Source organism: Serratia sp. CY38905 (assembly GCF_052168875.1).
In the GTDB taxonomy this organism is placed as follows: domain Bacteria; phylum Pseudomonadota; class Gammaproteobacteria; order Enterobacterales; family Enterobacteriaceae; genus Serratia; species Serratia sarumanii.
This window is the reverse complement of the sequence record NZ_JBJNLV010000009.1, coordinates 87,826-100,589: the sequence shown is the minus strand read 5'-3', so window position 1 is coordinate 100,589 and position 12,764 is coordinate 87,826. Positions and strand designations below refer to the sequence as shown.

The following is a 12,764-nucleotide window of genomic DNA, read 5'->3' as shown; positions in this document are numbered from 1 at the left end:
AAATACCCGATAAAACGTGCTGCAACCGCCCTTAACGTTCGGTAAAGGTGCCTTTGACCCGCTGCGAGCGCTTGATGTAAGGCACCAGCAGCGCCGCCATCAGCAGCGGCCAGCCGAGGCTGCGCACCGCCACTTCATCCGGCACCGGCGCGAAGGCGAAGGCTTTCACCGCCAGGAGCACCGTGATCAGCAGCCACAGCAAGAACAGTTTGGGAAAGCGCTGCGAGCGCTGGCAAAACAGCCACAGCAGCCACAGGGTGAAGCACCACATCAAGAGCGTGGTCAGCACCGAAAAGTACCATTGCAGGGTAAACGCCTGGGCGTTGGTCAGCAGGTAGTCGCGCGATTCGGGCATGAAGATCGCCATGGCGTACAGGAGCAGCATCAGGCTGGCGCTGAGCAGGGTGACGATCAGATAGGCCATCGGGGCCAGCAACCAACCGCCGATACGAGAGTATTCAGCTTGAGACATAAAGGCTTCCTGATTGAAACGGGGATCACAGGCGGCATAGCTTAGCGGGTAATACCGGCTTCGTCATCTCAATCAACCGGATAGCTCGGCATCGCGGCGGGTGGCAGCACGTTTGGCTACTCGACGCCGTATTAAGCCCGCTTCAAATTAACATCTCATTTACTTCTTGTTCCATCCGGCCGCATGGTGTCAAATCGAAAGGTCTGTCGTGAGCCTGCAAGAGGAAATCCCATGGCTGAGAAAATTCGTGTCGGGCTGGTCGGTTACGGCTACGCCGGCAAAACCTTTCATGCGCCGCTTGTCGCCGGTACGCCGGGGCTGGAGTTGGCCGCCGTCGCCAGCAGCGATGCCGGCAAAGTGCACGCCGACTGGCCGTCGATGGCGGTGGTGGGCGATGCGCAGGCGCTGTTCGCCGATCCCACCCTCGATCTGATCGTGATTCCCACTCCCAACGACACCCACTTCCCGCTGGCGCAGCAGGCGCTGGCCGCCGGCAAGCATGTGGTGGTGGATAAACCGTTTACCGTGACATTGTCACAAGCGCAGGCGCTGCAACAGCAGGTGCAGCAGAGCGGTTTACTGCTGTCGGTGTTCCACAACCGCCGCTGGGACAGCGACTTCCTTACTTTGAAAGCGCTGCTGAATGAGGGTGCGCTGGGCGAGGTGGTGTATTTCGAGTCGCATTTCGATCGCTACCGGCCGCAGGTGCGCCAGCGCTGGCGTGAACAGGGCGGCGTCGGCAGCGGTATCTGGTACGATTTGGCGCCGCACTTGCTCGATCAGGCGCTGCAACTCTTCGGCAAGCCCGAGCGGCTGTTCGTCGATCTGGGGGAATTGCGGCCGGGGGCGCAGGCGGTGGACTATTTCCACGCCTTGCTGAGCTATGGCAATCGCCGCGTGGTGCTGCACGCCAGCATGCTGGCGGCGGCGGAGAGCCCGCGTTACGTGGTGCACGGCACCCGCGGCAGCTATATCAAATACGGCCTGGACCCGCAGGAAGACCGGCTGAAGGCCGGCGAGCGCCTGCCGCAGGCCGATTGGGGCTATGACATGCGCGACGGCGTGGTGACGCTGTCACGTGGCGATCTGCTGGCGGAGCAACCGCTGCTCAACATTCCCGGCAATTACCCGGCTTATTACGCCGCGGTGCGCGACGCGATCGCCGGCATCGGCGAAAACCCGGTGCCGGCCGCCGACGCCATCGCGGTGATGGCATTGATCGAACTGGGGCTGGAATCGGCCCGGCTGCAGCAGGCGCTGCCGGTGGTCTGAGCCCGTCTATTTCTCTGTGGCCCGGCGCAACGTCGGGCCTTTTTACGACTTTACGTGCAAGGAAATCCGTTTCATGTCCTGGTTGCAGCGTTTGCGCATTGATAAATTTTTGCTGGTTCTGATTTTGGTGGTGATCGTCGCCTCGCTGTTCCCTTGCGAAGGCATCTGGAAAACCTTCTTTGAACACCTGACCACCGCCGCCATCGCGCTGCTGTTCTTTATGCACGGCGCCAAGCTGTCGCGCGAGGCGATCGTCGCCGGCATGAGCCACTGGAAGCTGCATCTGCTGGTGTTCCTCAGCACCTTTGCGCTGTTCCCGCTGCTCGGGCTGGCGATGAATCTGCTGGTGCCGGGCATCATGACGCCGACGGTCTATCTCGGCTTCCTCTATCTGTGCGCGCTGCCGGCCACGGTGCAATCGGCCATCGCCTTTACCTCGGCGGCGGGCGGCAACGTGGCGGCGGCGATCTGCAGCGCCTCGGCGTCGAGCATTCTTGGCGTGTTCCTGTCACCGCTGCTGGTGGGGGCGTTGATGCATACCCAGGGCGGCAATACCGACGTGCTGCACGCCATCGGTTCAATCATTCTGCAGCTGATGGTGCCGTTCGTGGTTGGCCATCTGGCGCGGCCGCTGATCGGCAAGTGGGTCGATCGCCATCGCAAGCTGATCAACCTGACCGACCGTTCGTCTATCCTGCTGGTGGTGTATACCGCGTTCAGCGCGGCGGTGGTGGAAGGGATTTGGCAACGTATCGACGGCTGGTCGCTGCTGACCATCCTGGTGATGTCGCTGGTGCTGCTGACGGTGGTGTTGGTGATCAACACCTATGCGGCGCGCTGGCTGGGCTTCAACACCGCCGATGAAATCACCATCGTCTTCTGCGGCTCGAAAAAGAGCCTGGCGAACGGCATCCCGATGGCCAACGTGCTGTTCCCGGCCGCGGCGGTGGGCGCCATGGTGCTGCCGCTGATGATTTTCCACCAGGTGCAGCTGATGGTGTGCGCGGTGCTGGCGCAGCGCTATGCGCGTAAAACCGCCAAACAACGGGCCGAGGCGGAAACGCTGGCGGCCAAATAGACCGCAGGCCGCTAACGGCAGCCCAGCGCGTCGAGCAGAAAGTCGGCGCGCTCGTCGGGCGAGGCGCGCGGCAGTTCCTGCAGCCGATAGCCCGATCGGCGGTAGACGGCCAGCATAGCTCGATAGGTCTGCTCGGCTTCGGCGAAAGATTGTTTTCTCTCGCTGTCCTGCGCGTAGATTGCTCGCCACGGTGGGGCGATGAACACCGTATCGGCATAGCGAAAAGCGCCGATCGCCGCGGTTAAGGGAGCGGGGATCGGCAACTCGCACAGCGTCAGGTAACCGGCGATATCCGGCAGGCCGCGATCGAAGAACCAGCATGTTGCGCCCGTCGCTTCCCGCCATGAGCGCAGCTCCCAATCCAGCATCCGCTCGGCGAAGGCCTGGCGATCGCCCCACGGCAGCGCATTGCCGCCAATACTCACCTGCTCCTGAATAATCGCCCGGCCTGCCTCCTGCGAATGCGGGTAGCCACGGCGATGAAGAACCTCGATGAGCGTGCTTTTGCCCGAACCCGGGCCGCCGGTCAGCACGATGCGGCGTAGTTTGTCAGACATAAGAAATTCCTCTAGTGCGGCAGAGTTATGGGTGAAAACAGCGATAAAGACGAGCAGGCGGAAGAAAACGGGGGATGAGAAGAAGGCGCCGTGTGGCGCCTTGGAGGAATTTAACCTTGCACTTTGGCGCGCAGCGCCTGTTTTTCCTGCTCGCTGAGGAAGGCCAGCTTCAGGCCGTTTTCCTGCGCGGTGCGGATTTCCTGCGGCGTCAGCCCGGCCTGCGGCGCGGCGACGCGGTATTCGTGCTCGATCTCGATGCCCTGAACCGCCGGATCGTCGGTGTTGATCGATGCCAGCACGCCGTGGCGCAGGAAGGTGGCCAGCGGATGCTGCGCCAGCGAAGGCACGGTGCTGGTCTGGATGTTGGAGGTCAGGCAGGACTCGATGCCGATGCCGTGTTCCGCCAGGAAATCCATCAGCGCCGGATCTTCAACCGCTTTCACCCCGTGGCCGATACGCTCGGCGCCCAGCTCGCGGATCGCCTGCCAGATACTTTCCGGGCCGGCGGCTTCGCCCGCGTGCACAGTGATGCGCAGGCCGGCGTCGCGCGCGCGGTTGAAGTGGTTGAGGAACAGGCTGCCGGGGAAGCCCAGCTCATCGCCCGCCAAATCCAGCGCGGTAATGCCGTCGCGGTGCGCCAGCAACCCTTCCAATTCCTGCAGACAGGCGGCCTCGCCAAAGGTGCGGCTCATGATGCCGATCAGGCGAATGTCGATGTCGCGATCGCGGCAGCCCGAACGGATCCCGTCGATCACCGCTTCCACCACGCCGGCGACCGGCAGCTGGTGCTTCATCGCCATGTAGTAAGGGGAGAAACGCAGCTCGGCGTAGTGCAGGCCGGCGTTGGCGGCGTCTTCGACGTTTTCGTAGGCCACCCGGCGGCAGGCGTCCAGATCGCCCAGCACCGCTACACCCCAGTCCAGTTTCTGCAGGAAGCTGACCAGATCCGGTTCGGCGTGGGTGATCTGCACGTGCGGGCGCAGGCTCTCCAAATCGTTGGCCGGCAGGGCGAGATTGAATTGGCGACCGAGGTCGAGAATGGTCTGCGCGCGGATGTTGCCGTCGAGATGGCGGTGAATGTCGGTAAGCGGTAGGCGGGGATCGATCATGCTGGGCACTCGCTAATTTATCGTAGGTAAAGTGCAGAACAGTATAAAAACAAATGAATGAAACTTGCCATCTCGTTGCATAAAAAAGTGACTTGAATCACAAATAATGCGAAATCTATCGCATTATCGTCGTGAATCAGGCTTTCAACACGCTGACGCCCGCCTGCTGCAACGGCGCGATCAATGCGTCGTCGGTGGCGCGTTCAACGATGATGGTATGCGCCAGCGTAATATCGCCGATCGCATACTGCGAGGCGGCGTTAAGCTTGGCGGCGGAGGCCAGCACCACGGTTTCCGCCGCGCGGGCCGCCAGCGCCCGCTTGATGTAGGCCTCTTCCAGATCGCCGGTGCTCAGCCCCGCGGTGGGGTGCACGCCGGTCACGCCCATAAAATAGATATCGGCGCGAATATGCGACATCGCTTCCACCGCGGCGGCGCCAACGCTGACGATCGAATGCTTGTACAGCCGGCCGCCGATCAGGATCACCTCCACCGTGGGGTGATCGACCAGGCCCACGGCAACGCTGGGGCTGTGGGTGACGATGGTGGCGTTCAGGTTGGGCGGCAGCTGCCTGACCACCTCGGCGGAGGTGGTGCCGCCATCGATAATCACTACCTGGCCGGGGGCGATCAGCGCCGCCGCCGCTTTGGCGATCGCGCGTTTGGCGCCGGATTCCAACTGATTGCGCTCGGCGAAGCTGGCAATGGCAGAGGAAACCGGCAGGGCGCCGCCATGTACCCGTTGCAGCAACCCCTCGGCGTCCAGTTCGCGCAGATCGCGCCGGACAGTGTCTTCCGACAGCCCGAACATTTCGCTGAGCTGCTTGGCCAACACCTGGCCATCCTGGGCCAGTTTTTCCAGGATGATTTTCTTGCGCTGGCTGGTCAACATGGCCATTTTCCTCTCAAATTTGCTTTGCACGAAATATCTTGATCATACACGAAATTGCACGATAGTATCAATTTCCTTCCTCTGGCGGAGTAAACCGATGATAGCCACCAAAGACAGGGTTCGCATTGTCGAAACCCGGGTGTTGTCCGATGACTGGTACCTGCTGAAAAAAACCACCTTTGATTTTCTGCGGCGCGATGGCGTTTGGCAGCGGCAAAGTCGCGAGACCTACGATCGCGGCGACGGCGCGGTGATTTTGCTGTTCAACCGGCGGGCGCAAACGGTGATCCTGACGCGCCAGTTCCGCTTTCCGGTGTTCGTCAACGGCCATGACGGCATGTTGATTGAGGCCGCCGCCGGGCTGCTGGACAACGCGTCGCCGGAGGCGCGCATCCGCGCCGAAGCGGAAGAGGAAACCGGCTATTTCGTGCAGAACGTGGAGAAGGTGTTCGAAGCCTACATGAGCCCCGGCTCGGTCACCGAGAAGCTGCACTTTTTCGTCGGCGAATATCAGGCGGGCGACCGCGTCAACGAGGGCGGCGGGGTGGTGGCGGAGGGGGAAGATCTGGAGGTGCTCGAGCTGCCGCTGGCGCAAGCCCTGCAGGCGGTTCGCCAGGGCACGATCGTTGACGCCAAGACCATCATGCTGCTGCAGTTTGTCGCCTTGAACCGCACGTTGGAGGAAGAACGATGAAAGCGCAACAAATCCTGATCGCCGGCCCCTATCGCAGCGGCACCGATGGCGATCCGCAGCGTATCGCTGCCAATCTGGCGCGCCTGGAACAGGCGGCGCTGGCGGTTTACCAGCGGGGGCACGTGCCGGTGATCGGCGAGTGGTTGGCGCTGCCTTTGGCGGCCGCGGCGGGTTCCACGCAGGTTGGCGATGCGGTGAGCGAGGCGTTTCTCTACCCGGTGGCCCATCGGCTGATTGCGCAGTGTCAGGCGGTGTATCGCATCGAAGGGGCCTCTGCGGGGGCCGATAACGACGTGCGGCTGGCCAACGAGTGGGGCCTGACGGTCTATCGCCGCCTGGAGGAGATCCCGCCTGTTCAGGGGTAACGCAGGGGCGGGCAGAGGCTCGCCCCCTCGCGCTATTGGTCGCTCAGCACCAACCTCAATCCGGCGATCAGCTTGTCCATGCCGGCCTCCAGCTTGCTGCGCGGGCAGCCGACGTTGAGGCGCAGGAAACCGCGGCCTTCCTCGCCGTAGGTAAAGCCCGGCATGATCGCCACCTTTTCGCGCTCGATTAGCACCTGCTGCAGCGCCCGATCGTCTACGGCCAGCGGCCGCAGATCGATCCAGGCCAGGTAGGTGGCCTGCGGCGGGCGCCAGCCCAGCGCGGGAAAAGCCTGCTCCAGCCGCTCGGCGACGTAGGTCAGATTATCCTGCAGGTAGTCGCGCAGGGCGTCCAGCCAGGGTTCGCCGTGGCGATAGGCGGCCACGTGCGCGGCCACCGCCAGCACCGCCGGCGAAGAGAGGCCGTCGCGGGCTTTGAGCTGCTGGAAGTAGGCTTCGCGGCTGGCGGCGTCGCTGATGAAGCCATAGGCGCCGGTCAGTGCCGGAATGTTGAAACTCTTGGAACCGGAGGTCAGCAGGGCCCAGGCGCCGCTCGCCACCTGGCTCCACGGCGTATGGCGGTGTTCCCCCCACACCATGTCCATATGGATCTCGTCGCTGATGACGCGCACGTCGTGGCGCTCGCACAGTTCGGCCATCTGCTGCAGCTCGTCGCGGCGCCACACTTTGCCGGTGGGGTTATGCGGGCTGCATAGCAGCAGGATCTTGGTCTGCGGCCGCGCCAGCAACGCTTCGAGGTGCGCCATATCGCAGCGCCAGTCGTCGCCGGCTTTTTGCAGCGGGCAGGCCAACAGCTGGCGCTGGTTGGCGAGGATCACCTTGTAGAAGGCGTCGTAGGCCGGGGTATGGGTCACCACGTAATCGCCGGGCACCGACCACTGGCGGATCAGCTGCGCCGCCATGTAGATAACGGAAGGGCCGTACACCGCCGTCGCGGTGTCGATGCCGACGTTGAAACGTTGCTGATACCAGTGGCGCAGCGCGCCGAGAAAATCCTCGTGCTGCCAGCGGCTGTAGCCCAGCACGCCGTGCTGCAGGCGCTGCTGCAATGCGTCGAGAATGCACGGCGCGGTGGCGAAATCCATATCGGAGATGGTGAACGGCAGCAGATCGGCGCTGCCGAAACGATCGGCGATATAGTCCCACTGGGTGCACCAGGTGCCGTGGCGGTCGATCGGGGTGGAGAAATCAAACATGGGTGGCTCCCTGCAGCGCCGCGGCAGGGAGCGCCGTGGCTATCAGTGAGTCTAATTCATCCTTAACCGATTGCACCTGCGGGCCGATCACCACCTGCAGATTATGGTCGTTGAGATGCACCACGCCGATGGCGCGGTTGGCCTTCAGCGCCGCGTCGTCCACCCGGCTCATGTCGTTGACCGACAGGCGCAGGCGGGTGATGCAGTTGTCCAGCGTGATGATGTTGTCCGGGCCGCCGAGCGCCGCCAAAATCGCCGGCACGTTGTAGCCGGATTTGCCCACCGCGCCGCTCGGCGCGCTTTGGCTAACGGCGCCATCGCTCTCGCGGCCCGGCGTTTTGATGTTAAAGCGCTGGATGGCGAAGCGGAAAATGGCGTAATAGCCAACGAACCAGACGGCGGCCACCACCGGCACCAGATACCACTTGGTGGCGGTGCCGTGCAGAATGCCGAACACCACGAAGTCGATGATATTGCCGTCGGTATTGCCGATGGTTACGCCCAGCAGCGCCATCACGGTAAAGCCCAGCCCGGTGAGCAGCGCGTGGATCAGGTAGAGGAACGGCGCGACGAACAGGAACAGGAACTCGATCGGCTCGGTGGTGCCGCCGACCACGCAGGCCACCACGCCGGAAATCAACAGCCCTTTGATTTTATGACGGTTCTCCGGTTTGGCGCAGTGGTACATCGCCAGCGCCGCGCCCGGCAGGCCGCCGAGGAACGCCGGCATTTTACCCTGCGACAGGAAGCGGGTGGCGCTTTCGGCGAAGCCGGTGGTGGTTGGGCAGGAAAGCTGCGCCTGGAAGATGGTCAGGGCGCCGCTGACGCTGTGGCCGCACACTTCCATGGTGCCGCCCGCCTCGGTAAAGCGGATCAGCGCCACCAGAATGTGCTGCAGGCCGAACGGCAGCAGCAGGCGTTCGCCGGTGCCGAACAGCATCGGGCCAAAGGCGCCGGCGCTGTTGATCACCCAACCCAGCCCGGTGATGCCGGCGGCGAACCACGGCCAGATCAGCGGGATCACCAGGCCGCACAGGCCCAGCACCACGGTGGTGACGATCGGCACGAAGCGCGTGCCGCCGAAGAACGCCAGCGCGTCCGGCAGGCGGATGGTGTGGAAGCGTTCATGCAGGCGATAGACGATGATGCCGACGATCACCGCGCCGAGGATGCCGGTATCGATCGACTGAATGCCGAGGATGTTCTGGATATTGTTGGCTTTCAGCACCAGCGGATCGCCGGTGGGCAGCACGCCGGCGGCGGTCAGGTAGAAATTGGTGCCCAGATTCAGCACGGCGAAGCCGACGAAGCCGGAGAAGGCGGCGACGCCCTTGTTCTCGCGCGCCATGCCCAGCGGAATGGCGATGGCGAACATCACCGGCAGGAAGCTGAAGGCGAAGGAGCCTACCTTGCTCATCCAGGTAAAGATCAGCTGGAAGATCGGGTGGCCGATAAACGGCATCAGGGTGATCACGTCGCGGCTGCTCAGCGAGCTGCCGATCCCCAGCATGATGCCGCAGAAAGAGAGCAAGGCGACGGGCAACATGAAGGTTTTGCCCAGGCTCTGGAAGAACTCCCAGAGGGTGATTTTTGGTTTGTTGGCTGCTGACATAACCGACTTCTCCTGGCGAAAAGACGAGCAAAAAGAGGACTGCAGATTAGATAAAAAGAAGATAAAACGTTTTACCTAGCAAAAATGCGCCGCCAATCACAAATCTGTCGCCCGGTTTTTGGCGACAATGCGGCAGGCAGTAAAACGTTTTACTGAGATAACGGATTCGGTATACCCTTGATCATTACGGCGCGGGTTGCCCAGGAACGGGTTCGCAGAGACTATGAGCATCAAAAAGATCACCATCACCGATGTGGCGCAACAGGCGGGTGTGTCGGTCACCACGGTTTCCCTGGTGTTGAGCGGCAAGGGGCGCATTTCGCCGACCACCGTCGAGAAGGTCAATCAGGCGATAGAGCAGCTGGGCTATGTGCGCAATCGCCAGGCGGCGACGCTGCGCGGCGGGGAGTCCGGGGTGATCGGCCTTATTCTGCGCGACATCTGCGAACCCTTCTATGCCGAAATGACCGCCGGGCTGAGCGAAGCGCTGGAGGCGCACGACAAGCTGCTGTTTTTGACGCAGAGCGGGCGCGACGGCCAGGGCTTGCAGCGGGCGTTTGACGCGCTGCTGGCGCAGGGCGTCGACGGCATCGTGCTGGCGGGCGGCATTCGCGCGGCGGCGGGCCTGAAGGAGAAGGCGGCCGAGCAGGGCGTGCCGCTGGTCTGCGTGGCGCGCTCCAGCGGTCTCGACGGCGTGGACGTGGTGCGGCCGGACAACATGCAGGCCGCCAAGCTGGCCACCGAATTTCTGATCTCGCGGGGCCACAGCCAAATCGCCTACCTCGGCGGGCAGAGCGACTCGTTGACGCGCGCCGAGCGGCTGGGCGGCTTTTGCGCCACGCTGGTGCAGTACGGCCTGCCGTTTCGCAGCGAATGGATCGTCGAGTGCGATTGCCGGCAGCGCCAGGCGGCGGAAGCGGCGGAGCAACTGCTGCGCCACTACCCGAACATTACCGCCATCGTCTGCCACAAGGCGTCGGTGGCGCTCGGCGCCTATTTTGGCCTGGCGCGCAGCGGCCGCAGCATCGGTTCGGACGGGGTCGACGCCTACTACGGGCGGCAGGTGGCGCTGATCGGCTTTGGCGACGTGCCGGAGGCCGAACTGACCGAGCCGCCGCTGACCTTCGTCTCCAGTTCGGCGCGGGAAGTGGGGCGCAGCGCCGCCGCGCGCCTGCTGCAGCGCATCGGTGACGCCGAGCTGCCGGCACAGAACGTCATTCTGCCGCCGACGCTGATCCGGCGCGGCTCCGCCTAGCCCTGCTGCTGTTCCTCCTCCGCCTCACGGCGGATCCAGCCGATAAAGGTCTTCATCGCCGGCGTCAGATCCCGCGATTTCAAATGGGTCAGCCAATAGGCGCCGAGCGCGGCCTCGGCGGCGAACGGCCGCTGCAGCGCGCCGGCGGCCAGTTCGCGGCGGAACATGCTGACCGGCGCCAGCGCCACGCCATCGCACTGGATCGCGCCTTCCACCATCAGCCTTGACGAGTCGAACACCGGGCCGTTGATCCGCCACGGCGTCACCTGTGCCGCCGCGAACCAGTGCTCCCACTCGTCCTTGCGGTAGGTGCGCATCAGCTGCTCGTGCTGCAGATCCTGCGGCGTGCGCAGGCGCGCGGCGACCGCCGGCGGGCAGAGCACCGTCAGCGGCGCGTCGAACAGCTTGATATTGCAGGTGGCGGGCCAGAGGCCTTCGCCGAAGCGGATGGCGAAATCCATGCCGTCGGCCGACAGATTGACCAGGTTGTTGTGGGTCAGCACCCGCAGATCGATAAACGGGTGCGCCGTGCGGAATGCCGCCAGCCGCGGCATCAGCCAGCCGACGGCGAAGGTGCCGACCACCGCCACCGTCAGCACCTCGTGGAAATGCCCGCCTTCGAACTGCTGCAGCACCGCTTCGATGCGGTCGAAGGCGTCGCTCAATACCGGCAGCAGCGCCTGGCCCTCTTCGGTCAGATCCAGCCCGCGCGGCAGGCGGCGGAACAGCTGAATGCCCAGCTGTTCTTCCAGCATGCGCACCTGCTGGCTGACGGCGGCCTGGGTGACGCGCAGCTCCAGACCGGCGCGGGTGAAGTTCAGGTGGCGAGCGGAGGATTCGAACGCCCGCAGGGCGTTGAGGGGAAGTCGATTGCGCATTGTCGATAGCCATAAGTTTTTCTTTATGCTGGCTGAAATTATTATCGCTTGTCAACCCGGCGGCAAAATCCGATATTTGGCGCGGCTGCTGCGAGCGTCGCGGCAGCCGTAAAGGAATGACATCATCAATCAGGGAAAGCGCCGTGCATAACGCCAATAAAAACTTTTGGCCGCGGCTGATACCCTGCAACCTAAGAGCTTCTATCATGACGAAAATGAACCGCCTGGCGGCCGCGCTGATCGCCGCACTGATCTTGCCGACCGCGCAGGCCGCGCAGCAGCAGGATATCGACGCCGTTATTCAGCCGCTGATGAAAAAATATGGCGTACCGGGCATGGCGATCGCCGTGTCGGTCGACGGCAAACAGCAGATTTACCCGTATGGCGTCGCCTCGAAGCAGACCGGCAAACCGATCACCGAGCAGACGCTGTTCGAAGTGGGCTCGCTGAGCAAAACCTTTACCGCGACGCTGGCGGTCTATGCGCAGCAGCAGGGCAAGCTGTCGTTCAACGATCCGGCCAGCCGCTACCTGCCCGAGCTGCGCGGCAGCGCCTTCGACGGCGTCAGCCTGCTGAATCTGGCGACGCATACCTCCGGCCTGCCGCTGTTCGTGCCGGACGACGTCACTAACGACGCCCAGCTGATGGCCTACTACCGGGCCTGGCAGCCGAAACACCCGGCGGGCAGCTACCGCGTCTATTCCAACCTCGGCATCGGCATGCTGGGCATGATCGCCGCCAAGAGCCTCGACCAGCCGTTTATCCAGGCGGTGGAACAGGGGATGCTGCCGGCGCTGGGCATGAGCCACACCTACGTTCAGGTGCCGGCGGCGCAGATGGCTAACTATGCGCAGGGTTACAGCAAGGACGATAAGCCGGTGCGGGTCAATCCCGGCCCGCTGGATGCCGAGTCTTACGGCATCAAGTCCAACGCTCGCGATCTGATTCGCTATCTGGACGCCAACCTGCAGCAGGTGAAGGTGGCGCAGCCGTGGCGCGACGCGCTGGCCGCGACGCACGTCGGGTATTACAAGGCGGGCGCGTTCACGCAGGATCTGATGTGGGAGAACTACCCGTATCCAGTGAAACTGTCGCGTTTGATTGAAGGCAACAACGCCGGGATGATCATGAACGGCACGCCGGCCACCGCCATCACGCCACCGCAGCCGGAATTGCGCGCCGGCTGGTATAACAAAACCGGCTCCACCGGCGGCTTCTCCACCTACGCGGTATTTATCCCGGCGAAAAATATCGCCGTGGTGATGCTGGCCAACAAGTGGTTCCCGAACGACGATCGCGTCGAGGCGGCTTACCACATCGTCCAGGCGCTGGAGAAGCGCTGACGGCCAGGGGCGCCGACGAGGCG

13 protein-coding genes are annotated in these 12,764 nt (G+C 63.4%); 6 read left to right on the top strand and 7 right to left on the bottom strand.

Annotated features, from left to right (window positions below; all coding sequences use genetic code 11):
* Positions 1-31 precede the first annotated feature (31 nt).
* Positions 32-472: a DUF2569 domain-containing protein gene (locus tag ACJ8MK_RS18325; protein ID WP_019455945.1), complete on the bottom strand. Its 441-nt coding sequence runs from the start codon at positions 470-472 to the stop codon at positions 32-34.
* Between the two features lie 231 nt (positions 473-703).
* On the opposite strand from ACJ8MK_RS18325, the gene ACJ8MK_RS18320 reads away from it, so the two are divergent.
* Both ACJ8MK_RS18320 and ACJ8MK_RS18315 read left to right on the top strand, forming a co-directional pair.
* Complete coding sequence (locus ACJ8MK_RS18320; RefSeq protein WP_101426859.1) at positions 704-1,744, top strand: oxidoreductase; 1,041 nt, start codon at positions 704-706, stop codon at positions 1,742-1,744.
* A gap of 73 nt (positions 1,745-1,817) precedes the next feature.
* Positions 1,818-2,822 (top strand): bile acid:sodium symporter family protein, encoded by a 1,005-nt coding sequence (locus ACJ8MK_RS18315; protein WP_101426860.1) that lies wholly within the window; start codon positions 1,818-1,820, stop codon positions 2,820-2,822.
* 11 nt (positions 2,823-2,833) lie between these two features.
* Here ACJ8MK_RS18315 and ACJ8MK_RS18310 read toward each other — a convergent pair whose 3' ends face one another.
* The 3 genes from ACJ8MK_RS18310 to ACJ8MK_RS18300 form a co-directional block, all read right to left on the bottom strand.
* Complete coding sequence (locus ACJ8MK_RS18310; protein ID WP_101426861.1) at positions 2,834-3,379, bottom strand: AAA family ATPase; 546 nt, start codon at positions 3,377-3,379, stop codon at positions 2,834-2,836.
* A gap of 110 nt (positions 3,380-3,489) precedes the next feature.
* Positions 3,490-4,488 carry an adenosine deaminase gene (gene add, locus ACJ8MK_RS18305; protein ID WP_033638417.1) on the bottom strand — a complete coding sequence of 333 codons (999 nt, stop codon included), beginning with the start codon at positions 4,486-4,488 and terminating at the stop codon, positions 3,490-3,492.
* A gap of 136 nt (positions 4,489-4,624) precedes the next feature.
* On the bottom strand, positions 4,625-5,380 hold the full coding sequence (locus ACJ8MK_RS18300) for a DeoR/GlpR family DNA-binding transcription regulator (RefSeq protein ID WP_049196848.1): 756 nt from the start codon (positions 5,378-5,380) through the stop codon (positions 4,625-4,627).
* 97 nt (positions 5,381-5,477) lie between these two features.
* Between ACJ8MK_RS18300 and ACJ8MK_RS18295 the strand changes: the two genes are divergently transcribed.
* Both ACJ8MK_RS18295 and ACJ8MK_RS18290 read left to right on the top strand, forming a co-directional pair.
* Positions 5,478-6,074, top strand: a complete 597-nt coding sequence (locus ACJ8MK_RS18295) for an NUDIX domain-containing protein (protein ID WP_049196846.1) — start codon at positions 5,478-5,480, stop codon at positions 6,072-6,074.
* A complete protein-coding gene (locus ACJ8MK_RS18290) occupies positions 6,071-6,439 on the top strand; it encodes a hypothetical protein (RefSeq protein WP_033638420.1) in 369 nt (122 codons plus the stop codon). The genes ACJ8MK_RS18295 and ACJ8MK_RS18290 overlap by 4 nt, the downstream gene beginning before the upstream one ends.
* Positions 6,440-6,471: 32 nt before the next feature.
* Here ACJ8MK_RS18290 and ACJ8MK_RS18285 read toward each other — a convergent pair whose 3' ends face one another.
* Positions 6,472-7,653 (bottom strand): MalY/PatB family protein, encoded by a 1,182-nt coding sequence (locus ACJ8MK_RS18285; RefSeq protein WP_442517964.1) that lies wholly within the window; start codon positions 7,651-7,653, stop codon positions 6,472-6,474.
* A complete protein-coding gene (malX, locus tag ACJ8MK_RS18280) occupies positions 7,646-9,265 on the bottom strand; it encodes a maltose/glucose-specific PTS transporter subunit IIBC (RefSeq protein ID WP_193169232.1) in 1,620 nt (539 codons plus the stop codon). The genes ACJ8MK_RS18285 and malX overlap by 8 nt, the downstream gene beginning before the upstream one ends.
* 223 nt (positions 9,266-9,488) lie before the next feature.
* Here malX and ACJ8MK_RS18275 point away from each other — a divergent pair, with 223 nt between their 5' ends.
* Entirely contained in the window at positions 9,489-10,520 is a 1,032-nt protein-coding gene (locus ACJ8MK_RS18275; protein WP_041034948.1) for a Mal regulon transcriptional regulator MalI, read from the top strand.
* Here the strand turns inward: ACJ8MK_RS18275 and ACJ8MK_RS18270 are convergent.
* Positions 10,517-11,398: a LysR family transcriptional regulator gene (locus tag ACJ8MK_RS18270; RefSeq protein WP_060435947.1), complete on the bottom strand. Its 882-nt coding sequence runs from the start codon at positions 11,396-11,398 to the stop codon at positions 10,517-10,519. The genes ACJ8MK_RS18275 and ACJ8MK_RS18270 overlap by 4 nt on opposite strands.
* Positions 11,399-11,604: 206 nt before the next feature.
* Between ACJ8MK_RS18270 and blaSRT the strand changes: the two genes are divergently transcribed.
* On the top strand, positions 11,605-12,741 hold the full coding sequence (gene blaSRT, locus ACJ8MK_RS18265) for an SRT/SST family class C beta-lactamase (RefSeq protein WP_442517963.1): 1,137 nt from the start codon (positions 11,605-11,607) through the stop codon (positions 12,739-12,741).
* The last annotated feature ends 23 nt before the right edge of the window (positions 12,742-12,764 follow it).